21 protein-coding genes and 1 tRNA gene are annotated in these 22,228 nt (G+C 70.9%); 11 read left to right on the top strand and 11 right to left on the bottom strand.

The window, feature by feature from the left end; all coding sequences use genetic code 11:
- Position 1: 1 nt before the first annotated feature.
- Positions 2-74 (bottom strand) — tRNA-Thr (locus ACFY30_RS08035).
- 112 nt (positions 75-186) lie between these two features.
- Between ACFY30_RS08035 and ACFY30_RS08030 the strand changes: the two genes are divergently transcribed.
- The 5 genes from ACFY30_RS08030 (at position 187) to ACFY30_RS08010 (ending at position 6,085) form a co-directional block, all read left to right on the top strand.
- Positions 187-1,104, top strand: a complete 918-nt coding sequence (locus ACFY30_RS08030; protein WP_390844312.1) for a hypothetical protein — start codon at positions 187-189, stop codon at positions 1,102-1,104.
- Position 1,105: 1 nt separating this feature from the next.
- Positions 1,106-3,319: a UvrD-helicase domain-containing protein gene (locus ACFY30_RS08025; RefSeq protein ID WP_390844311.1), complete on the top strand. Its 2,214-nt coding sequence runs from the start codon at positions 1,106-1,108 to the stop codon at positions 3,317-3,319.
- Positions 3,320-3,491: 172 nt separating this feature from the next.
- A complete protein-coding gene (locus ACFY30_RS08020; RefSeq protein WP_390844310.1) occupies positions 3,492-4,580 on the top strand; it encodes an ABC transporter ATP-binding protein in 1,089 nt (362 codons plus the stop codon).
- Between the two features lie 224 nt (positions 4,581-4,804).
- Positions 4,805-5,272: a hypothetical protein gene (locus ACFY30_RS08015; RefSeq protein WP_390660505.1), complete on the top strand. Its 468-nt coding sequence runs from the start codon at positions 4,805-4,807 to the stop codon at positions 5,270-5,272.
- Positions 5,273-5,353: 81 nt separating this feature from the next.
- Positions 5,354-6,085 carry an NDP-sugar synthase gene (locus tag ACFY30_RS08010; RefSeq protein ID WP_390844309.1) on the top strand — a complete coding sequence of 244 codons (732 nt, stop codon included), beginning with the start codon at positions 5,354-5,356 and terminating at the stop codon, positions 6,083-6,085.
- Between the two features lie 296 nt (positions 6,086-6,381).
- Here ACFY30_RS08010 and ACFY30_RS08005 read toward each other — a convergent pair whose 3' ends face one another.
- From ACFY30_RS08005 to ACFY30_RS07980, 6 genes are all read right to left on the bottom strand, one after another.
- Positions 6,382-8,025 carry a DoxX family membrane protein gene (locus ACFY30_RS08005; RefSeq protein ID WP_390844308.1) on the bottom strand — a complete coding sequence of 548 codons (1,644 nt, stop codon included), beginning with the start codon at positions 8,023-8,025 and terminating at the stop codon, positions 6,382-6,384.
- A gap of 197 nt (positions 8,026-8,222) precedes the next feature.
- Positions 8,223-9,164 carry a 23S rRNA (guanosine(2251)-2'-O)-methyltransferase RlmB gene (gene rlmB / locus ACFY30_RS08000; RefSeq protein ID WP_390844307.1) on the bottom strand — a complete coding sequence of 314 codons (942 nt, stop codon included), beginning with the start codon at positions 9,162-9,164 and terminating at the stop codon, positions 8,223-8,225.
- A 99-nt stretch (positions 9,165-9,263) separates the two neighbouring features.
- Positions 9,264-10,664, bottom strand: coding sequence for a cysteine--tRNA ligase (gene cysS / locus ACFY30_RS07995; RefSeq protein WP_390844306.1), 1,401 nt, complete (start codon positions 10,662-10,664; stop codon positions 9,264-9,266).
- 82 nt (positions 10,665-10,746) lie between these two features.
- Positions 10,747-11,247 carry a 2-C-methyl-D-erythritol 2,4-cyclodiphosphate synthase gene (gene ispF, locus ACFY30_RS07990; protein WP_390844305.1) on the bottom strand — a complete coding sequence of 167 codons (501 nt, stop codon included), beginning with the start codon at positions 11,245-11,247 and terminating at the stop codon, positions 10,747-10,749.
- The gene (gene ispD, locus ACFY30_RS07985; RefSeq protein WP_390844303.1) at positions 11,237-11,989 is read right to left on the bottom strand and encodes a 2-C-methyl-D-erythritol 4-phosphate cytidylyltransferase; all 753 of its coding nucleotides are present in this window, start codon (positions 11,987-11,989) and stop codon (positions 11,237-11,239) included. The genes ispF and ispD overlap by 11 nt, the downstream gene beginning before the upstream one ends.
- Before the next feature lie 349 nt (positions 11,990-12,338).
- Complete coding sequence (locus tag ACFY30_RS07980; protein ID WP_003953493.1) at positions 12,339-12,821, bottom strand: CarD family transcriptional regulator; 483 nt, start codon at positions 12,819-12,821, stop codon at positions 12,339-12,341.
- Between the two features lie 663 nt (positions 12,822-13,484).
- Between ACFY30_RS07980 and ACFY30_RS07975 the strand changes: the two genes are divergently transcribed.
- Positions 13,485-14,117, top strand: a complete 633-nt coding sequence (locus ACFY30_RS07975) for a DUF461 domain-containing protein (protein WP_390844302.1) — start codon at positions 13,485-13,487, stop codon at positions 14,115-14,117.
- Between the two features lie 69 nt (positions 14,118-14,186).
- Here the strand turns inward: ACFY30_RS07975 and ACFY30_RS07970 are convergent, their stop codons facing one another.
- Positions 14,187-14,867: a response regulator transcription factor gene (locus tag ACFY30_RS07970; RefSeq protein WP_015659563.1), complete on the bottom strand. Its 681-nt coding sequence runs from the start codon at positions 14,865-14,867 to the stop codon at positions 14,187-14,189.
- Positions 14,864-16,270 carry a sensor histidine kinase gene (locus tag ACFY30_RS07965; RefSeq protein ID WP_390844301.1) on the bottom strand — a complete coding sequence of 469 codons (1,407 nt, stop codon included), beginning with the start codon at positions 16,268-16,270 and terminating at the stop codon, positions 14,864-14,866. Before ACFY30_RS07965 ends, ACFY30_RS07970 begins: the two co-directional genes overlap by 4 nt.
- 222 nt (positions 16,271-16,492) lie before the next feature.
- Here ACFY30_RS07965 and phoU point away from each other — a divergent pair, with 222 nt between their 5' ends.
- From phoU to ACFY30_RS07940, 5 genes are all read left to right on the top strand, one after another.
- A complete protein-coding gene (gene phoU, locus ACFY30_RS07960) occupies positions 16,493-17,185 on the top strand; it encodes a phosphate signaling complex protein PhoU (RefSeq protein ID WP_390844300.1) in 693 nt (230 codons plus the stop codon).
- A gap of 340 nt (positions 17,186-17,525) precedes the next feature.
- The gene (locus ACFY30_RS07955; protein ID WP_166663508.1) at positions 17,526-17,684 is read left to right on the top strand and encodes a hypothetical protein; all 159 of its coding nucleotides are present in this window, start codon (positions 17,526-17,528) and stop codon (positions 17,682-17,684) included.
- Between the two features lie 182 nt (positions 17,685-17,866).
- Positions 17,867-18,115: an SCO4226 family nickel-binding protein gene (locus ACFY30_RS07950; protein WP_390660515.1), complete on the top strand. Its 249-nt coding sequence runs from the start codon at positions 17,867-17,869 to the stop codon at positions 18,113-18,115.
- 91 nt (positions 18,116-18,206) lie between these two features.
- Positions 18,207-18,872, top strand: coding sequence for a rhomboid family intramembrane serine protease (locus ACFY30_RS07945; RefSeq protein ID WP_390844299.1), 666 nt, complete (start codon positions 18,207-18,209; stop codon positions 18,870-18,872).
- A 163-nt stretch (positions 18,873-19,035) separates the two neighbouring features.
- On the top strand, positions 19,036-20,142 hold the full coding sequence (locus tag ACFY30_RS07940) for a serine hydrolase domain-containing protein (protein WP_390844297.1): 1,107 nt from the start codon (positions 19,036-19,038) through the stop codon (positions 20,140-20,142).
- A gap of 311 nt (positions 20,143-20,453) precedes the next feature.
- Here ACFY30_RS07940 and ACFY30_RS07935 read toward each other — a convergent pair whose 3' ends face one another.
- On the bottom strand, positions 20,454-21,602 hold the full coding sequence (locus ACFY30_RS07935) for an RNA polymerase sigma factor (protein ID WP_390844720.1): 1,149 nt from the start codon (positions 21,600-21,602) through the stop codon (positions 20,454-20,456).
- Positions 21,603-21,610: 8 nt separating this feature from the next.
- On the bottom strand, positions 21,611-22,018 hold the full coding sequence (locus tag ACFY30_RS07930; RefSeq protein ID WP_390844296.1) for a YciI family protein: 408 nt from the start codon (positions 22,016-22,018) through the stop codon (positions 21,611-21,613).
- Between the last annotated feature and the right edge of the window lie 210 nt (positions 22,019-22,228).

Raw genomic sequence — 22,228 nt, 5'->3', positions numbered from 1 at the left:
GAGCCGCCTGTCGGAATCGAACCGACGACCTGGAGCTTACAAGGCAACCGCTCTACCAACTGAGCTAAGGCGGCAGGACCCCGGCAGGTCAACGACGCTGCGGAGCGTCGCCCACCTTACACAGTCGCTCCGTTCCAAGACCACGCGTATCTCCTCAGAACCCATCGCCCTGAGTAGGATCACCGCGTGACCGAGACCACACTCGCCCAGGGTGCCACAAACGGCACCCCGAGCTTATTCGCGGAACACGAACCGTCAGGCACAGACCCGGAAGATCCCATTAGACAAGGCGATGTCCTTGAGTTCCTTCGCCCCAAGGAAGATTTTCCGTTCGGCGCCGGAGGGACACTGGGATTCGTCGTCACCGCCAACTGCGATCTGGCCTACGCAAAGAACTGGAATCTCATAACCTATGTGCCTGCGATTCCTGTCGATTCGTATGTGAAGCAGTTCGTCCTCCCCAAGGAGATCCAGACCCTTCGCTCCGAAGCCGAGAAAAACGTGAGGAAATTCTTCAGCGAATCCCGCACGTCCGACGAGGTGGAGCGCGCGTTCGAGATGCTGCGGCTGGGCTACGCGCCGGAAGACATCGCGACCCTGGTCTCACCTGACGGCAAGAAGCGCGAGGGTTTCATCACCGGCGTACACCGCCTGCTCGCGCTGGAGAAGTCTGTGAGAGAACTGACGGTCTGCCCCCACCCTGAATCCTTCTGCCACTGCGTCCGGGCGCATTGCAGACGTCTGGACAAGACGAAGTCGGCGAAGAAGACAGCTCTCGAGACCCTTCGCACAGGCGTGCACGACCGATTGAAGCGCTTCCCGGGCGACTTCCTCTACGTCCACAAGCCGAGCCCGCACCACACCGCCGGCTATGTCGCTCTTCTACGCCTGGTCAGCAGCATCCCGGACGCGGCAGTCGCCATCAGGCCCCGGGAGGAGACCTCGTTCACCGAAGCCCGACGGGTGGCCCGGCTGAACACCCTGTTCTGCCATCGTGTCGTCCAGCAGATGGCTCAGGTGTTCACCGACATCGGCCTCCCTACGGACTACGAAACTGCCCGGGACAACCATCTGACGACGATCTCCGAAAACTGGGAATACTGACTTGAAGGCTTTCACGCGCGCCAGCCTGTCCTCTTACCTGCAAAATTTCTACACCGGTCTGGACCATGACGACGAGGACGGGTTCGTCACCGACGACGTGGTGATCAGACAGATCGACGAATCCACGTACTACGTACACCGCGAGGACGTCGAGGAAAGCAACCTCGTCCTGATCGAAGAGTTCCCCTGGGAGCTCATCCATGACGGGTCCGAATACACGACGGCCCGGTTTCTGGAGCGCGTCGACCGGGCCGCACAGGCGATGTCCCGGCCCCCCGTGTCCCTGCCGACGGCATGGAGTAAATTCTCCCACGAGAACCTGCTGGCCTTCTTCGCCCTTCCCCGGAACATGAACCCGGACTCACTGCGCTGGATAGCGGAATCGCTGGGCAACGGCCACTACTGCTTCTGGGACATCACCAGCCGCAACGACCGGGTGACACTGCAGCAGTTCAGGACGGCTCGCGACCTCGCTCCCGCCAGCAAGGCGTTGGAGGGGTACCCCGCCGCTCTCGAAGCGGCCCGCGCGTCCTTCCGCCGCCGAGCGCCCAAACCCCAGCGCGTACAGAACTCCGTCGATTTAGAACGCGTGGGGACCGGCGCGCTGCTCAAGGACCGCTCCTTCTCGGAGTGGATGCCCTACCTGACCGAGACCCAGAACAACGTCCTGGCGAGCGATCTCTCGAACCCCCTGAAGATCCGTGGCGCCGCCGGCACCGGGAAGACACTGATACTGCAGCTCAAAGCCCTCGAAGAGCTGTACCGGGCGGACAACTCCACATCCGGGCCGCTGCCGCGTGTCCTCTACCTGACCCACAGCTGGGCCATCGCCCAGCAGGTCGAGGAAGCATTCCACAAACTCGACGAGCGTGGACTGTGCGACCAGATCGAGGTCATGCCCCTGACCTTCCTCTGCCAGTGGCTCCGGAACACCGAGCTGGAGGTACTGGGCGAGGACAGCCTCGACGGCAAGCAGCAGCAGATGAAACTCATCAACGCCGCGGTCGAGCGCATCAAGGAACACACGTGGAGCTCCTATCGGAACAACGTGAGCGACTGGGTCCGCGACGGTGTCGAGGCGGATCCGGACGAACCGGAGCGACTCCGTTTGTGCTGGGCCCTGCTGCGCGAGTACGCGGAGGTGTTCGACACCCACCAGATCAAACCCAGCTTCAACGCGCTGGAGGAGTACCGCGGGCTGAGCCGGAAGGCCTGGATGGTTCCCCTGGACACGCCGGCGGACCGGGAGCTGGCCTTCGCGGCCTACCGCTTCTACATCAAGCACCTGACCGACCAGCACCAGCTCACCACGGACCAGGTCGTCGACGACTTCCGCCGGTACCTGGAGACGTACACCTGGCACGCCCTCCGGGAGAGCCGCGGCTACGACCTGATCTTCGTGGACGAGTTCCACCTCTTCAGCGACTCCGAGCGGTACCTGCTGCACCACCTCACTCGCGAGGCCGAAGAACACCCCCGGCTGATCATGGCGATGGACCCCTACCAGTCGATCTTCGTACTGCTGACCGGCCTGTCCGAGAACGAACTCAGCAGGGGGTCGGGGATGGTCTTCCAACGGGACCAGACCGTGGACTCCATCGACCTCAAGAAGGTGCACCGGTTCTCCGCACCGGTCTTCGCCTTCGTCCAGTACCTCCACAGCTCGATGCCGAACATGGTGGAGATGGGGCATGACTGGGAGTACCAGCTGCCCGACACCGCCGGTGAGGCAGGGCAGGACCTCCCGCACGTCACCTTCGCTCCCCGGGACACACTGGCCACGGCAGGGCTGCGCGCCGCTTTCGATCAGCTCAGGCAGAGCGCCCAGGACGAGCGGGTCGCGATCATCGGAGTGGGTACCGGGGACCTGGAAGCGATCAAGAAGGCCTTGGAGGAATCAGAGTTCTCCAAGACATCAGCGGTGGTGATCGAGGGCCGCGACGACATCGACCGGCTGAGGTACTCCCGCCGCGCCCTGATCGTCACGGCCGCCCAGTACGCCGCGGGCCTTCAGTTCTCCCACGTCGTCGTGCTGGGCGGCGCGGGTGGCCTGCACGAGTACGGCCAGGGAGGCAGCGCCATGCGCGCGCTGTACTCGCAGTTCTATCTCGCGGTGAGCAGGGCCGAGAGCCACCTGTCCGTCTTCGCCCCCAGGGACGGCGAGTTCAGCACGATCGTGAACAACGCGCTGGAAGCAGGTGTCGTCCAGCCCTGAGCGAACGGCGGCCTGTCGAAAATTTCCGCGAAGTTCACATGCCTCCGGGTACTGACAGATCGGGTGGCCGCCGGGTAGCGTCCAGGCCAGTTCACTCGTGTGGACTACACCAACCACCTTCCTACAACGGATCGTCCGGCACGTTCCTGCCGGTAGAAGGGGGCCCATCACCATGGCCACTGTCACGTTCGACAAGGCGACCCGGATCTACCCGGGTTCCACCAAGCCCGCCGTCGACGGCCTCGACATCGAGATCGCGGACGGCGAGTTCCTCGTCCTGGTCGGCCCGTCCGGCTGCGGCAAGTCCACCTCCCTGCGGATGCTCGCCGGCCTCGAGGACGTCAACGGCGGCGCCATCCGCATCGGTGACCGCGACGTCACCCACCTGCCGCCCAAGGACCGGGACATCGCCATGGTGTTCCAGAACTACGCGCTCTACCCGCACATGACCGTCGCCGACAACATGGGCTTCGCGCTCAAGATCGCCGGCGTCAACAAGGCGGAGATCCGGCAGAAGGTCGAGGAGGCCGCGAAGATCCTCGACCTCACCGAGTACCTGGACCGCAAGCCGAAGGCCCTCTCCGGTGGTCAGCGCCAGCGTGTCGCGATGGGCCGCGCCATCGTGCGTGAGCCGCAGGTCTTCCTCATGGACGAGCCGCTGTCCAACCTGGACGCCAAGCTCCGTGTGTCGACGCGTACGCAGATCGCGTCCCTGCAGCGCCGCCTCGGCATCACCACCGTGTACGTCACCCACGACCAGGTCGAGGCCCTGACGATGGGCGACCGCGTGGCGGTCCTCAAGGACGGTCTGCTCCAGCAGGTCGACACCCCGCGCAACATGTACGACAGGCCCGCCAACCTCTTCGTGGCCGGCTTCATCGGCTCCCCCGCGATGAACCTCGTCGAGGTGCCGATCGCCGACGGCGGTGTGAAGTTCGGCAACTCGGTGGTGCCGGTGCAGCGTGACGCGCTCTCCGCCGCCACCGACAAGACGGTCACCGTCGGTGTCCGTCCCGAGCACTTCGACGTCGCCGGCGCCGACTCCGACCAGGGTGTCGCGGTCACCGTGAACGTGGTCGAGGAGCTCGGCTCCGACGCCTTCGTCTACGGCACCGCCCAGGTCGGCGGCGAGTCCAAGGACCTCGTGGTCCGCGTCGGCGGCCGTGACGTCCCGGAGAAGGGCAGCACGCTGCGCGTCGTCCCGCGCGCGGGCGAGACCCACGTGTTCTCGACGTCGACGGGCGCACGCCTCTCCGACTGACGCGAAGCGTACGAAAACCGGGCGTACCGCCCAGGTTGACGACGAGGGCCCCGCAGGCTGCTGCGGGGCCCTTTTCGCTGTCTTCGAATACCCCGGCACACCGGACATTTCCCCCCGTCCGGACTGGCGTCCGTCAACTCCCTACCCCAAAGGGGACACTGCTTCATCCCCCGTTGGAGTGACCAAATGTCGCCGGATGATTACGGGGCGCTACCCTCTCACGCGTGAAGCACTCCGCGAACCACTCCACCCAGCGCACGCGACGCGGCCAGGGCGGCCCAGCCCGCCGGATCGGCCGCTCGCTCGCCCTCGTCCTGCCCGTCGTCATGGTGCTCTCGGGAACCCTCGCGGTCACCCGGGTCAACTGGTCGGGAGACCCCTCGGACTCGGTGCTCACCGCCTCCGACGTCTCCCCCGTGCACCACACCTCCCACGGCGCCGCCCAGGCCCCGCAGGACGTGCTGCGCGACCAGCTGCTGACCGAGCTCCAGGAGAAGGACCCGGGCACCGCCCTGACCCACCTCCAGGCGGCCGTGAACGGCACACCGTCGCTGGCGAAGCACTGCACCTCCATCGCCCGCGCCCTGGGCCGTGCCGCGGTCCGCATCTACGGCCCCTCCCGCGCCCAGTCCTACGCCCGCCCCGTCTGCGACACCTCGTTCGCCTCGGGCGTCCTGGCGGCCCACAGCTGACCCCCTGAGCGGCCCGTGCGGCTCCCCTGCCCGACCGGGGGAGCCGCTCACCCGTGACACCGCGCCGCGTACAGTGCGGCCATGACCCATCCGCACGCCGCGTCCCGCCCCACGCAAGCCGTCGTCCTGGCCGGTGGCCAGGGGTCCCGGCTGCGTCCCTACACCGACGACCGGCCCAAGCCGATGGTCGAGATCCCCGGCACGGGGACGCCGATCATCGGCCATCAGCTCGGCTGGCTCGCCGAGGAGGGCGTCACCGACGTCGTCGTCTCCTGCGGCCATCTCGCCGAGGTCCTGCAGAACTGGCTGAAGACGGCCGACCTGCCGGTGAACGTCACCACGGTCGTCGAGACCGAGCCGCTCGGCCGCGGCGGCGGCCTGAAGTACGCGGCCGCCCGCCTCCCCCACCCCGACCGGCCCTGGTACGCCACCAACGGCGACATCTGGACCCGCTTCTCGCTCCGCGAGATGGCCGACTTCCACGCCGAGCGCGACGCCGTGGCGACCCTCGCGCTGGCGCGGCCGCGCATTCCGTGGGGGGCGGTGAAGACCGACGGCTTCGGTCACATCACCGACTTCATCGAGGCCCCGCCGACGACGTACGAGATCAACGCGGGCGTGTACGTCTTCTCGCCCGAGTTCGCCGGGCTGCTGCCCGAGCGCGGGGATCACGAGCGCACGACGTTTCCCCACCTCGCCCGTGAGCGGCGGCTGGCCGGCTTCCCCATTCCGCAGGGTGCGTACTGGCGGGCCATCGACACCGCGAAGGACCTCACGGAGGCGGCGAAGGAACTGGCGGCCCTGGGCCGCTGAGACCCGCTCCGGGCCGCGCCGCCCCCGGCGGGAGCCGCCTGGGCCGGCGCGCCACCGGACCGCCCCGTCCCCGCCGGCCGGCGGGGACCGCCGCCCCCACGCGGCGACGCCGCCCACACGGCACGGCCCCCGCCCCTGCACAGGACCGGCAGACACACCCCCGCGCTCCGGAGCGGGGACGTCCGCCCCGCCCCCGGACAAGGACGGCGAAGGCGCCGCGCACTGACAGGTGCGCGGCGCCTTCGTGCGCTGCGGGGGCCCGGGGCCGGACGGCCCGCGGCCGACGATGAACGGTGTTATCCCAGCAGGCCGCCCACCAGCCCCTGCTGGCCCGACGACGAGTTACCGCCCGTCGAGCCGCCGCTCGCCGACCCGCCGGAGCTGCTCGTCGCACCGCCCGACGCCGGGCCGGAGCTGGTCGCGGGGGCCTGCTCCACCGGGCTGGTCCGCTGCGGCGGCGCCTGGCCCGCCGTGCCCTGGGTCTGGCTCGGCGCGCCGGTGGTGGCGGTGCCCGTGTCCTGGGCCGCGGGCGAGCTGTCCGCGCCGGCCGTCGGGGCCGCCGAGGGGGAGCCCTGGGTGGGCGAGGTGGACGCCTCGGGGCTGCGGCCCGTCTCGCGGGTGCCGGACTCCTCCGGGAGCGGGGAGCCGGGCAGCTCGTTGCGCGGGGCCTCGCCGGGACCGGGGACGACCACCCGGTCGGCGTCGCGGACGGCACCGCCGAGCAGGGAGCCGATCAGCAGGGTGAGGCCGACGGCGATCGCGGTGACCAGGGCGCCGCGGCGCAGCACGTACCGGCGCAGCTCCCACAGGTCGGAGCGGGGGCCCAGACGGCGCCAGGCTCCGGCGGCGAGGCGGCCGTCCACGGAGTAGACGGGGGCGCCGGCGATGACCAGGGGCGACCAGGCGGCGAGGTAGATGATGTCGGGGGTCTCGTAGACCGGGACGGTCTTCCAGCTGACGGTGACGATGAGCGCGGCCGAGAGCCCCGCGCCGAACGCCGCGGCGACCCGCTGCCAGCAGCCCAGGACGGTGAGGACGCCCACGATGACCTGGAGGAAGGCGATGACGAGCCCGGAGCCGACGGGGTGGTGCAGGGCGAACTGGCGCAGCGGCTCGGCGACTTCCCAGGGGTGCAGGGTGTTGAGCCACTGCACCATGGAGCCGCGCTTGCCGCCGTCGAAGTAGACGGGGTCGCACAGCTTGCCCATGCCGGCGTAGATGGAGATGAAGCCGAGGAGGACGCGGAGCGGGAGGAGGACCACTCCCAGGTTCATGCGGCGGCCGGGGAAGTAGGCGTGCCGGGCGGGGTCCGCGTCGGCATGGCGCCTGCCGCGCGGCGCGGCCGCCTCGGCGAGAACCGCCCCGAAGTCCTCGAACTCCGCGTCGTCGTAGGGGGGTTCGTCGTAGGCGCTGCCGACGGGGCGCATGGTCGGCAGGAGGCGGTGCTCGCCGGCGGCGGGAGCGCGCTGGGCGCCGACGAGGGGGGTTTCGAGGGTCTGCGCGGTGAGCGCGCCGTCGTAGCCCTCACCGATGCGGGGGATGACCTGGGTGGCTCCGGCGTCGGCCCCGGGACGCTCGCCGTGGCCCACGCTGCCTGCCCGCACCGCCTGCAGCAGCCGGTGGGCGCCGGTGTCGTCCGGGGCGGTCTGGCCGCTCCAGACGACGGGCCGGCGGCGGGCACCCGAGGCGGCGCCCGCTCTGCCCGCCGTCCCCACGACGGGGATGCGCGCGGTGTCCTCGGCGGCGCTGACATGCCGGGCGATCCGCAGGTTCTGGTTACGCCGCGCCGACGCGCCCAGCTGCACGCGGAAGCTCGCGTGATTGACGATGACCTGAGCCGGATCGCTCGGCACCTTCACCATGCTCAGCGCGGGAGCGTCGTCGAATCCCGACGAGCGGTCCCCCGTGGGTGTGCGGGGTGTTCTGGTGTCCACACTCATCTAACCGAGTGACGTGTGGTTAGGACACTGCTTTGACCCGCCGGATCTGTCCGGACTCCGTCAAGGTTGCACTACCCGCCGCAATTGACCCATCGGGGTGACCGCACGGACACCTGTTCACCCGCGGCGCCGGGCCGCCGGCCCGGTCGCCGTCAAGCGCGTGGCCGTCCGGCCCATCGCCGTCAAGCGCGTCGCCGTCAGACCCGTCGCCGAGCGGCCTCGTACAGCACGATCCCCGCGGCCACACCCGCGTTGAGGGACTCCGCGCCGCCCGGCATCGGGATCCGCACCCGGAAGTCGCAGGTCTCGCCGACCAGTCGGGACAGGCCCTTGCCCTCGCTGCCCACCACGATGACGACCGGACCCTCCAGTGCCTGAAGTTCGCCGATCTCGGCCTCGCCGTCCGCGGCCAGGCCGACGACCACGATGCCGGCCTTCTTGTACGCCTCCAGGGCGCGGGTCAGGTTGGTGGCGCGGGCGACGGGCGTCCGGGCGGCCGTGCCGGCGGACGTCTTCCAGGCGCCGGCGGTCATACCGGCCGCGCGGCGCTCGGGGACGACGACGCCGTGGCCGCCGAAGGCGGAGACGGAACGCACGACCGCGCCGAGGTTGCGCGGGTCGGTCACGCCGTCCAGCGCGACGATCAGCGGGTCCTCGCCCTCGTCGTAGGCCGCCTCGGCGAGGTCCTCGGGGTGCGCGTACTCGTACGGCGGGACCTGGAGCACCAGGCCCTGGTGGTTGAGACCGTTGGTCATGCGGTCCAGCTCGGGGCGCGGGGCCTCCATGAGGTTGATGCCGCCGCGCTCGGCCGCGAGCTGCAGCGCCTCACGCACCCGCTCGTCGTTGTCGATGAACTGCTGGACGTAGAGCGTGGAGGCCGGTACGCCCTCGCGCAGCGCCTCGACGACCGGGTTGCGGCCGACGACCATCTCGGACGTGCCCTTGCCGCCCCGGCCGCGCGCCACCGGGCGCCGCTGGACCTGCTTGGCCTTGGCGGTGGCGATGCGGTTCTTCTTGTGTCCCTTGCGCATCTCGGCGGGCGGGGTCGGGCCCTTGCCCTCCAGGCCCCGGCGCCGCTGGCCGCCACTGCCGACCTGCGCGCCCTTCTTGCCGGACATGCGGCGGTTGTTGGCTGCCATGACCTACCTGTTTCCGTGGACGTCGTACGTACGTGTGTGCATCTGTACATGCAGTGTGCCGCCCGGGGACCCGGGCGGCACAATCGATCAAGACGGGGACTAGCGCGGACCGAGCGTCCAGCGCGGCCCCTGCGGGCTGTCCTCGATGGTCAGCCCGGACTGGTTGAGCTGGTCGCGGATGGCGTCCGCGGTCGCCCAGTCCTTCCGTCCGCGCGCCGACTCCCGCTGGTCGAGGACGAGTCGCACGAGACTGTCGACCACGCCGTGCAGATCCTCGCCCCGGTCGGCCTCACCGGCCCAGTGCGAGTCGAGCGGGTCGAGACCGAGGACGCCGAGCATGGCACGGACCTCGGCGAGGCGGGCCACGGCGGCTTCCTTGTCGTCGGCGGCCAGCGCGGAGTTGCCCTGCCGGACGGTGGTGTGCACGACGGCGAGGGCCTGCGGCACGCCCAGGTCGTCGTCCATCGCCTCGGCGAACGCCGGCGGCACCTCGGCGGAGGGCTCGACGACACCGCCCGCCTTCTCGACGACGCGCTGCACGAACCCCTCGATCCGCGCGAACGCCGACTCGGCCTCGCGCAGCGCCTCCTCGCTGTACTCGATCATCGAGCGGTAGTGCGGGGTGCCGAGGTAGTAGCGGAGCACGATCGGGCGCCACTGCTTGACCATCTCCGACACCAGCACCGAGTTGCCGAGCGACTTCGACATCTTCTCGCCGCTCATGGTGACCCAGGCGTTGTGCACCCAGTACCGCGCGAAGTCGTCACCGAAGGCCTTGGCCTGCGCGATCTCGTTCTCGTGGTGCGGGAAGATCAGGTCGAGGCCGCCGCCGTGGATGTCGAAGGCGGAGCCCAGGTACTTGTGGGCCATCGCCGAGCACTCCAGGTGCCAGCCGGGACGCCCGCGGCCCCACGGCGTCTCCCAGTCGGGCTCGCCCGGCTTGGTCGCCTTCCACATGGCGAAGTCGCGCGGGTCACGCTTGCCGGTGATGCCCTCCTCGGTGGGCTGGCGCAGATCGTCGATGTCCTGGTTGGACAGCGCCAGGTAGCCGGGGTAGGAGCGCACGTCGAAGTAGACGCTGCCGTCGGCCTCGTAGGCGTGACCGCGCTCGATGAGGCCGCGCATCATCTCGATCATCTCGGGGACGTGCCCGGTCGCGCGCGGTTCGTACGTCGGCGGCAGGCAACCGAGGGCGTGGTAACCGTCGTTGAACGCCCGCTCGTTGTCGTAGCCGATGGACCACCAGGGGCGGCCCTGGTCGTGCGACTTGGCGATGATCTTGTCGTCAATGTCGGTGACGTTGCGGATGAACGTGACGTCGTAGCCGCGGTACTCGAACCAGCGGCGCATGATGTCGAAGTTCAGACCGGAGCGGATGTGCCCGATGTGCGGGGCCGCCTGGACGGTGGCGCCACACAGGTAGATCGAGACGCAACCCGGCGTGAGCGGGGCGAAGTCACGGATCTGCCGGGCGCTGGTGTCGTACAGGCGAATGGTCACCACTCCAGGGTAGTGGGCGCGGGGCCGTGCCCCGCGCCCGACCGCCCAAGGGCCACACATTCGTGACATGCCACGGCATAGGTCAGCGGGTGCGGACCACCAGGGCCGTGGCCACCGCCATCAGGCCCTCGTCGCGGCCCGGGAAGCCCAGCCCGTCCGTCGTCGCGCCCGACACGGAGACGGGGGCGCCCGCCGCCTCCGAGAGCAGCTTCTGCGCCTCGTCGCGGCGTTTGCCGATCTTGGGGCGGGGGCCGACGACCTGGACGGCGATGTTGCCGATGCGGAAGCCGGCCTCGCGGACGATCCGGGCGGCCTCCGTCAGCAGGGTCACCCCGGACGCGCCGGACCACTCGGGCCGGCCCGTGCCGAAGTGCTGCCCGAGGTCGCCGAGGCCCGCCGCCGAGAAGAGCGCGTTGCAGGCGGCGTGGGCGACCACGTCGGCGTCGGAGTGGCCGGCCAGTCCCGGCCCCTCCCCCTCCCACTTCAGGCCCGCGCACCACAGCTCGCGGCCCTCCTCGAAGGCGTGGATGTCGGTGCCGACGCCGACCTGGGGAAGGACGTACAGCGGCGTCTCAGAAGCCATCGTTGAGCCTCCTGCGGGCCAGGACCGCCTCCGCGAGGACCAGGTCCAGCGGGCGGGTGACCTTGAACGCCTCCTCGTGGCCGGGGACCACCACGACCGTCAGACCGAGCTGCTCGACCATGCTCGCGTCGTCGGTGACGTCCTCGGTGACCGTCTCGTGGGCGCGGACGAGGGTGGCCCGGTCGAAGCCCTGCGGGGTCTGGACGGCGCGCAGGCGGGAGCGCACCGGGGTGGCGACGACCGGTTCGGGGTCACCGGGGGTGTCGGCCGGCTCGACCTCCTTGACGGTGTCGGCGAGGGGCAGCGCCGGGACGACGGCCGGGGCACCGTCCCGGACGGCCTCGATGACGGCGTCCACGGTGTCCACCGGGACGAGCGGCCGTGCGGCGTCGTGGACCAGGACGATGTCGTAGTCGGGCGGCAGCGCGTCCAGGCCGAGCCGCACGGAGTCCTGGCGGGTGTCGCCGCCGGGCACGACGAGGAAGTCGGTGCGCTCGGGCAGCGCGTGCACGTCGAGCAGCGACTTGACCTCGGCGGCGCCGTCCGGCGGGGCCACGACGACCACCAGGGAGACGGCACGGGAGGCGGCGAGCGCCCGCACGGCGTGGATCAGCATGGGCGTGCCGCTCAGCGTGCGGAGCGCCTTGGGGGCGCCCGGACCGAGGCGTACGCCACGGCCGGCGGCCGGAATCACCGCGGCCGTGCGGGCGGGCGCGGGCGAGGGACGCGAATCGTCAGACATCGGTTCCTGTCAGGTTTGTGTGCTCGGCCTAGTTGGGTACGGAGACAGCGTGCCGGGCGCGACGCCTTGACCGGACCCTTCCGTGACGCGCCGGTCGAGCGCTGCCCGGGCTCGGCACGAAAAGTACCGGGGGATCCCTCCCCCGAGATGCCGGCCACGGCGACGACGACGACGGGGTCGGCGGCAGTGGGCTCGGCGTCCAGCGATGGGCCCCGGCGTCAGCGGGCTCGGCGGAGCGTCCCTTCCGGACGCGAACATGCCGCAGCGCCCGGCGACGGGAAATACGTCATCGGGCACCGCGGCATTTTCGGTGTTCTTCTCAGTGCACTGAGGCTGGCTTGCGCCGGCGTCAGGACGCGAGAACCTCGTCGAGCAGGGCTTCCGCCTTGTCCTCGTTGGTGTTCTCCGCAAGAGCGAGCTCGCTCACCAGGATCTGGCGGGCCTTGGCGAGCATGCGCTTCTCGCCGGCGGAGAGTCCGCGCTCGCGCTCACGACGCCACAGGTCACGCACGACTTCCGCGACCTTGATGACGTCGCCGGACGCCAGCTTCTCCAGATTTGCCTTGTAGCGACGCGACCAGTTCGTGGGCTCCTCGGCGTACGGCGCGCGCAGCACCTCGAAGACCCGGTCCAGCCCGTCCTGACCGACCACATCACGCACGCCGACGAACTCCGCATTGTCCGCTGGCACACGTACCGTCAGGTCACCCTGGGCGACCTTCAGCACCAAGTAGGTCTTGTCCACGCCTTTGATCTGGCGAGTTTCGATGGCCTCGATCAGCGCGGCCCCGTGATGGGGATAGACCACGGTGTCGCCAACCTTGAACGTCATGTGACAGGTACCCCTTCCGTGGCTATCCAGGGTAACACGGAAACTGCGGTTCCTGAATGGCGTTTTCGCAGGTCAGGGCATATCTCGGGGCTTGACAACAGCGACAGGAACGTGCTTCGGACGGCTCGCGGAAGCAGGTATTCGCAGGTGGGAGCCGCTCTCCGAGGGGGGTGAAACGCGTACGTTACACGCATCCGGAGCCCGCCCCGGACGGCCGAACGTCCACATATGTCCGCTTCCATGTGTGCGACTTCCGCTACTCCGTTCGGCGTCGGCGACCGGATACGCGCCGTTTCCGGAATTGATCACCGGCGGTTCGAGCGGACCCGTGATCAATTTCCGGGACCGCCGCGCATTCCTTCACGGAAAATCCGCGTGCGGAGCGCGACGGCGCTTAAGCGGAGCCCGGACATGGTTATGTGAATGACGGACGAGCAGGAAGAGCAAGGATGAAGTCCGAGTGACCGCCGGGTCGCTCGTGAGTGCCGTGACAGGTGTGATGTCCACGGGCGACGGGGGCCGGGGAGCCGCCGGAACACGTTAGAGGCGGGTCGGGTGCGGCGGCGCGGGAACGGCTCGGTAACCTAAGGCCGCTGACAGACCCTTAGGGCGGCTTTATCACCAGGTGAGCTGCCCGTGTGCGTTCAAGGAGTTGCCGCCGCCGTGAGCAGCAGCCTTCGACGCGGCGCCCTCGCCGCTTCCGCCATCGCGTTCTCGATCGCCTCGCTCGCCGCCTGCGGTGCCGGCAACGACTCCCAGACCCTGGGGATCAAGCCGGACAACGCCGCCACCAGCGTCGGTGACATCAAGATCCAGAACGCCGTCGTCATCACCCAGCCGGACCCCGCCGGGGGAGGACCGGTCGCCGTCTCCGCGACCATCTTCAACAGCGGCGGCAAGGCCCAGACCCTGGACTCGATCGACGTCGAGGGCCTCGGCGCCGCGAAGCTCTCCCCCGCCGAGGGCCAGGACAAGCTGACCGTCCCGGCCGGCGGCTCCGTCGTCATCGGCGGCGAGGGCAACGCCTCCGCCGTCCTGGAGCACCCCGCCGAGGACTCCATCGACGGCAACGCCCAGAAGACCACCTTCACCCTCAGCGAGACCGGCGCGGTGAGCCTGCGGGCCTTCGTCGTCCCGGCCGAGAGCTACTTCTCCAGCTGGGGCCCCAGCGACATCCCGAGCGCCCCGGCGGAGTCCCCCTCCGAGGCCGCCACGGCCTCCGAGTCCCCCGCGGGCGGCACCGAGTCGCCGTCCCCCACCGACTCGGCCTCCGCGAGCGCGACGGCCACCGGCTGAGCCCCGTACCCACGCCGGAAGGGCGGCACCCCCACCGGGGTGCCGCCCTTCGCGTACGGACCGGGCGGTCTACGGCTCGAACTTGTACCCCAGACCCCGGACCGTCACCAGGTACCTGGGCGCGCCCGGGTCGGGCTCGATCTTGGCGCGCAGGCGCTTGACGTGGACGTCGAGGGTCTTGGTGTCGCCGACGTAGTCGGCGCCCCAGACCCGGTCGATGAGCTGCATACGGGTGAGGACGCGACCGGCGTTGCGCAGCAGCATCTCCAGGAGGTCGAACTCCTTGAGCGGGAGGTCGACCTTGGAACCGGACACCGTGACGACGTGACGGTCCACGTCCATCCGGACCGGGCCCGCCTCCAGCGCGGCCGGCGTCACCTCCTCCGGCTCGCCGCGGCGGCGCAGGACGGCGCGGATGCGGGCGACCAGCTCGCGCGAGGAGAAGGGCTTGGTGACGTAGTCGTCGGCTCCTATCTCCAGCCCGACGACCTTGTCGATCTCGCTGTCCTTGGCGGTCACCATGATCACGGGGACGTTGGAGCGGCCGCGCAGCTGACGGCACACCTCCGTACCGGGCAGACCCGGCAGCATCAGGTCGAGGAGGACGAGGTCGGCGCCGTTGCGCTCGAACTCGTCGAGTCCGTCGGGCCCGGTGGTCGCGACAGCGACCTCGAAGCCCTCCTTGCGGAGCATGTACGACAGGGCGTCGGAGAAGGACTCCTCGTCCTCGACGACGAGCACTCGGGTCACGGAAGGACCTCCGGGGCGGAAAGCGTCTGGTACGCGGTCGAATCGGGGGATGAGGCGCGGGACGGGGTGGGGGAAGAGGTGGTGTGGGGGACTTGGCCGCCGCCCTGTCCGTCCTCGTCTTCGAGGTCGTCCAGGTCGTCGAAATCGTCGAGGCCGTCGGGGTCGTCGGGATCCGGGTGCTGCTGCGCCCGGTCGCGGTCCCGGGCGGCGGTCGCCGCCTCCGGCAGCCGCAGCGTGAACGTGGAGCCCTGTCCCTCGGCGCTCCACACCGTGACCTCCCCGCCGTGCGAGGCGGCCACGTGCTTGACGATCGCGAGACCGAGGCCCGTACCGCCCGTCTGGCGGGACCGGGCCGGGTCGACGCGGTAGAAGCGCTCGAAGATGCGCTCCTTGTCCTTGTCGGAGATCCCGATGCCCTGGTCGGTCACCGCGATCTCGATCAGGTCGCCGCCGGGCGCGTTCACCCGGCGGGCGGCTATGCCGACGCGGGTGCGGGCGGGCGAGTAGTTGACGGCGTTCTCGACCAGGTTGCCGAGGGCGGCGGCCAGCTGGCCGCGGTTGCCCCAGACGCGCAGGTCGGCGGTGCCCGCCCGGCGGCCGCCCTCCTGGTCGGGCCCTTCGGGCCCTCCCACGCTCCAGGCCATGGTGATCTGCTTGGTGCCGGCCTGGTGACGGCACCGGTCGACGGCCTCGGCGACCAGTTCGTCGACGCCGACCGGTTCGGCGTCCTCCAGCGGGTCGTCGTTCTGCACCCTCGACAGATCGATGAGCTCCTGGACCAGGTTGGTGAGGCGAGTGGCCTCGATCTGCATCCGGCCGGCGAAACGCTCGACGGCCTCGGGATCCTCGGAGGCGTCCATGACGGCCTCGGAGAGCAGGGAGAGCGCACCGACCGGGGTCTTCAGCTCATGGCTGACGTTCGCCACGAAGTCCCGGCGGACCGCCTCGATCCGGCGGGCCTCGGTGAGGTCCTCGACCAGGAGGAGGACGAGCCGCGAGCCGAGCGGGGCCACCCGCGCGGAGACCGCGAGAGCCTCTCCCCGCCCGGTGCCGCGCCTCGGCAGATCCAGCTCGACCTGGCGTATCTCCCCGTCGCGCCGGGTGTCCCGGGCCATCTTGAGCATCGGTTCCACGGCCAGCTTGCCGCCCCGGACCAGCCCGAGGGCGTACGCCGCCGAACTGGCCTTGACGACGGCGTCCGCCTCGTCGAGCACGACGGCCGAGGAGCGCAGCACCGACAGGACGGTGTCCACGCCCGGCGGAAGCACGGGGTCGGTGTGCAGGGAGGTACGGGTGGGGCGGGCATGGTCGCGTTCGCTCCAGCGGAACGCCAGCATGGCGATGACACCGGTGAGCACCCCGGCGATCGCTGCCGCTGCGGCGACCGCCGCGTTCACGTCCATGCGTCCAGGTTAGGCACGGGATCGGGCCTGACCACAGCCATCGAGGTGCGAGCTCGAACACTCGTCGCCCAGAGTTCACCTTGGAGCCAGTGGTGGTTCATTTGGGGTGACGGAAACCGACGCGTAGCGGGCGGACCGTGGCACCGTGGGGTTCGCAGCGCCGGTTGCATGGCCGGTTCCGGCCCCCGGAACCCCAAGAATGACGTACGAGAGGGAATCCTGATGCGGGACGCGTACCACGAGGAACTGGACTCGATCGGCGACAGCCTGGTGGAGATGGCCCGGCTGGTCGGGTCGGCGATCGGGCGCGCCACGACCGCCATCCTCGACTCCGACCTGAAGCTGGCCGAGAGCGTCATCGAGAACGACCAGAAGGTCGACGAGCTCCAGCACGACCTGGAGGCGAAGGCCATCGCGCTGCTCGCCCGGCAGCAGCCCGTCGCCACCGACCTGCGCATAGTCGTCACGTCGCTGCGCATGTCGGCCGACCTGGAGCGCTCCGGCGACCTCGCCCAGCACGTGGCGAAGCTCGCGCGCCTGCGCTTCCCGGGCCGCGCCGTGCCGCAGGACCTGCACGCCACGATCCTGGAGATGGGCCAGCTCGCGCAGCGCCTGATGGCGAAGGCGGCGGAGTGCATCGTCACCAAGGACGTCGACCTGGCGCTCCAGCTGGAGTCGGACGACGACGCGATGGACCTGCTGCACCGCACGCTGTTCCAGCACCTGATCGACGAGCGCTGGAAGCACGGCATCGAGACGGCGGTCGACGTCACCCTGCTCGGCCGCTACTACGAGCGGTTCGCCGACCACGCGGTGGCCGTGGCCAAGCGCGTGGTGTTCCTGGTGACCGGCGAGCACGCGGACGAGCTGCAGCCGGACATCCAGCCGGAGATCACGCCGGCCGAGGGCGCGTAACTCCTCGGACCGGCGTCGGGGCCGGTGTCGGGGCTGGCGTCCGGGCCGGCACACGGGCTGGAGTCCGGGTCGGCATCCGGGCCGGTGTCCGTGCTGGAGTCCGGGCCGGCACACGGGTCGGAGTCCGGGTCGGCATCCGGGCCGGTGTCCGGGCTGGAGTCCGGGCCGGCACACGGGTCGGAGTCCGGGCTGGCATCCGGGCCGGCATCCGGGCCGGAGTCCGGAGTGCGACCCCGGCCGGATTCGCTCCCCGGGGGTGCGGGCGCCTCCGTGCGCCGTTGATGCGCCCGACACGGCGGGCATGCAATGGGCACAGGCCCTACGCCTCCGGGAGGAACCCATGGCCGAGTCCCCCAGCACTCCCCAGCCCGACCCGACGCAGGAACGCCCGACCGAGCAGCCCGCCGAGATCAGGAACCTGATGCTGATCGGCGCGTGCGGCTGCGGTTCCGGGTGCGGCTGCGGGTGCCAGTCGGGCAGCCCGTGCCAGTGCGGCTGAGCACGCTCGTACGACAGGGGGGCTCCGGTGCCTTCACCGGGGCCCCTCCGTCGTCGTCCGCCCGGTGAGGGGCGGGCCTCGGCTTGCGGGCGGGCCTCGGTAGCGGAGGGGCTGTGCCGGGCGCAGCATGGAGAGGACGGACATCGCAGGGGCGGGCACGAGCACGAAAGGGGGTGGACCCCATGCCCAGGTTCATGGACGTCCACCACGGCATGGAAGGCATCACCCACGAGCAGCTCCAGCAGGCGCACCAGGCCGACCTCGCGATAGAGGCGGACGAGGGCGTGCACTTCGAGGCCGCCTGGGCAGACCCCGAGGCCGGCATCGTCTACTGCCTCTCCGAGGCCCCCTCGCCGGACGCGGTCCAGCGCATCCACGAACGCACCGGCCACCGGGCGGACGAGGTCCATCCGGTCCCGCTGTCGGTCTGAACCGCCCGGCCGGGAGCGGAAACCGGCATCATGGAGGTGGTTTCGGGGAGGGGAACACACCATGGACAGGCCGGCTTCTGATGCTGCGGCGATGATCGCGGAGGCGCGGAAGGCGTTCTTCGCGATGTTCGGATTCCTGGCGCTCGTCTGGCTGGTGCAGCTCGTCAACTTCGCGGACGACTACACGCCGGCCCGCGAGTACGGCGTCGTCTCCGGCGACCTCGGCACCCTGCCCCACATCCTCACCGCGCCCTTCCTGCACTGGAGTTGGGCCCACATCGAGAGCAACTCCGGCCCCCTGTTCATCTTCGGCTTCCTGGCCGCGTACCGCGGGGTGCTCCGCTTCCTCGGGCTCAGCCTGCTGGTGGCGGTGACCAGCGGCCTGGCGGTCTGGTTCTTCGAGGGCGGGAACGTCGAGACGGTCGGCGCGAGCGGCCTGATCTTCGGCTACTTCGGGTACGTCGTCGTCCGCGGCCTCTTCGACCGCCACCTCGTCGACACCCTGATCGGCGTGGTGATGGCGGCGTCCTTCGCCTACATGCTGACGGTGGCCGTGCCCGGCACCCCGGGGGTGAGCTGGCTGGCCCACCTCGGCGGACTGGTGGGCGGGGTGGTGGGCGCCTGGCTGTTCCGGGACCGCCGCAAGCGCCCCGCGGGCACTGAGCCCGCCACCGGGCGCGGCTCCCTCCCGGCCACGACCGCCGACAACCCCCGGGCCGATCTGCACAAGGAACTCGGGGATCTGGGGCTCCTCTAGCGGGCGCCGTCGGAGGTCCGCAAGGACAAGGGCCGCCGCCGGACGTCCGCGAGGACAAGGGGGTCAGCCACACCCTTGTTGCGGGGGCCGGTCGTAGTGATCTCGCGCCGGACTGCTGGCAGTGTCCTGGGCAAGCGAACCGACCGACGCCCAGGGGGAATTCATGTACCGCCGTACCCGCCTCGCCGCCGCCGTCCTGCTCGCCGCGACACTCACCGGGGCGCTGGCCCCCGTCGCCGCGGCGAGCGGCCAACGTGACCCCGTCCAGCGACAGCTGGACCAGCTCGTCGAGCGGGACGAGGTCCCGGGCGCGCTCGCCTACGACGGCCGCCAGACCCGTACCGCCGGCGTCGCGGACCTCGCCTCGGGCCGGCCGATGGTCGACGCGGCGGCCCGGTTCCGGCTGGCCAGTGACACCAAGGCGTTCACCGCGGTGGCCGTGATGCGCCTGGTGGCGGACGGCCGGATACGGCTCGACGACCGCGCGGGCAGGTACGTACCCCAGCTCGCCGGCCGCCCCGTCACCCTCCGCCAGTTGCTCAAGCAGACCAGCGGGCTGCCCGAGTACGCGACGCTCGTCGACTGGAGCAGCCCCGGCACCTCGGAGGACTACCTGGCCCTGGCGCTGGCGCAGCCGCCGGTCTTCACACCCGGCACCGACTGGGGCTACTCCAACACCAACTACCTGGTCCTCGGCATGGTGATCGACAAGGTGTCGGGCGTCGACTTCCGCACCTACGTCGAACGCGTCATCCTGCGTCCCCTGCACCTGGACGACACCTACTGGCCCGCACCCGGCGAACTGACCCTGCGCGGCCCGCACGCCCGCAACTACGGCATCAACCCGGCGCACCCCGAGGCGGGCCGGGTGGACGTGACGGAACTGCCCGGCCACGAGTTCGGTGCGTCGGGCGGCCTCGTCTCCACCCCGCCAGACCTCAACACCTTCTGGAACGCCCTCTTCGAAGGCCGGCTCCTCCCCCACTGGGCCCTGCGCCTCATGACCCGGGACACCACCGACGTCGGCGGCCGCGACACCTACCCACCCGGCAGCCGTTACGGCTACGGCCTCGCCTCCATCCCCCTCACCTGCGGCGGCGTCTACTGGGGCCACGGCGGCGACCTCCCCGGCGACTCGGTCGCGGGCGGCCGGGCGACCGGCGGCCGCGGCACGGTGACCGTCTACACGACGACCTGGGCGGCGGAGGGAAGCAGCCTGCGCCACCTCCAGGGAGCGGTGGACGCGGCGCTCTGCGCGAAGCACCGCTGACACGGACAGCGACAGTCCGCGAGCCCGCCGCGCCGGTCCCTGCGGCGGGAGAGGCGGACCGGGCCGCGGGCGCGCGGATGACAGCCCTGCCCCGGGAGGCGTACGCCGGGACGCGGACGTCGACCGCGTCCGGGGAAGCACGCCGGGACTGCGGATGCCGACCGCGTCCGGGGAAGCACGCCGGGACGCGGATGCCGACCGCGTCCGGGCAAGCACGCGCCGGAACACGGACGACAGCCGCGTCCGGGCAAGCACGCGCCGGAACACGGACGCCGGCCGCGTCCGGGCAAGCCTGCGCCGGGACACGGTGGTCAGGGGCGCCGCCGGCGGGCGTTGAGCCGGGCGGCCTGGCGTGTCAGGTGGTCGCGTTCGGCGAGGTCGGGGGCCTTCCGGGCTGCCTCGGCGTACAGACGTGCCGCCGTCGCCAGATCGCCGTCGCGCTCGTGCAGGTACGCGGCCACCGCGGTGTGGCGGGGCAGCGAGTCGTCCAGCTCCGCGAGCGCCGCCAGGCCGGCGCGCGGCCCGTCGGCCTCGCCGACGGCCACCGCGCGGTTGAGCCGGACGACCGGACTGTCGGTCAGGCGGGCGAGCTCGTCGTACCACTCGACGATCTGCACCCAGTCGGTCTCCTCGGCGGTGGGCGCGTCGGCGTGGAGCGCCGCGATGGCGGCCTGGGCCTGGAACTCGCCCAGCCGGTCGCGGGCGAGGGCCGCCTGCAGGATCCCGACGCCCTCGGCGATCGACTCCGTGTCCCACCGGCCGCGGTCCTGCTCGGCGAGCGGCACCAGGCTGCCGTCGGGCGCGGTCCGGGCGGCGCGCCGGGCGTGGTGGAGCAGCATGAGGGCGAGCAGCCCCGCCACCTCGGGGTGGTCGATCGCCTCCGCGAGCCGCCGGGTGAGCCGGATGGCCTCGACGGCGAGGTCGACATCGCCGGAGTAGCCCTCGTTGAAGACGAGGTAGAGGACGCGGAGCACGGTGGCGACGTCACCGGGCTGGTCGAACCGCACGCCCGAGACGGTGCGCTTGGCCCGGCTGATCCGCTGTGCCATGGTCGCCTCGGGCACCAGGTAGGCCTGGGCGATCTGGCGGGTGGTGAGCCCGCCCACGGCGCGCAGCGTGAGCGCGACCGCGGACGACGGCGTCAGCGACGGGTGGGCGCACAGGAAGTACAGCTGGAGCGTGTCGTCCACGGCGGGGGCCGGCCCGGGCGCCGGTTCCTCCTCGACGAGGTCCTCACGCCGGCGGCGGGCGGCGTCCGCCCGGGTCGCGTCGAGGAACCGGCGCCAGGCCACGGTGATCAGCCAGCCCTTCGGATCGCGCGGCGGGTCGGCGGGCCAGACGCGGACCGCCTCGACCAGCGCGTCCTGCACGGCGTCCTCGGCCGCCGCGAAGTCGGCTCCGCGGCGGACGAGGATGGCGAGCACGCTCGGCGTGAGGCTCCTCAGCAGGGCCTCGTCCATCCCGGAGGTCACTCCGTGATGGTGGGCGGCGCGGTCAGGAACGGGCGCAGCTCGAGCCACTCGTGGATCGGCTTCCCGCCCGCCCCGGGGGCGGCCGACAGTTCCCCGGCCAGCTCGACAGCGCGCTCATGGCTGTCGACGTCGATCACCATCCAGCCGGCGATGAGGTCCTTGGTCTCGGCGAACGGCCCGTCGGTGACCGGCGGCCGCCCCTCGCCGTCGTAGCGGACGAACGTCCCCTCCGGCGCGAGCGCCTGACCGTCGACGAACTCCCCGGTCTTCTCCAGCCGGTCCGCGAAGTCCCGCATGTACTGGACGTGGGCGGAGATCTCCTCCGGCGTCCACTGGTCCATCGGCACGTCGTTCACCGGAGCCGGCGCGCCGCGGTAGTGCTTGAGCAGCAGGTACTTGGCCATGGTGTCTCTCCTCGGTGCTGACACGACCCATTCTGGTCGCGCTCACCCCGGGGACGGAGCAGGCCACGGTTTCTCGACATCGCCGCACGAAGTCCTTTCGACCGGCCTGCGAGCCTTCTCCACCCGAACCGCCCCCACAGGACACACCGTCGTCGCCGTACCAGCCCCCTCGGACGGCTGGTACGGCTGCGGCACGGGCGAGGGTGCCTC

The sequence above is a fragment of the Streptomyces sp. NPDC000345 genome (assembly GCF_042898825.1).
Taxonomy (GTDB): domain Bacteria; phylum Actinomycetota; class Actinomycetes; order Streptomycetales; family Streptomycetaceae; genus Streptomyces.
The sequence above is the reverse complement of the archived record's forward strand: the minus strand, read 5'-3'. Positions and strand labels throughout refer to the sequence as shown.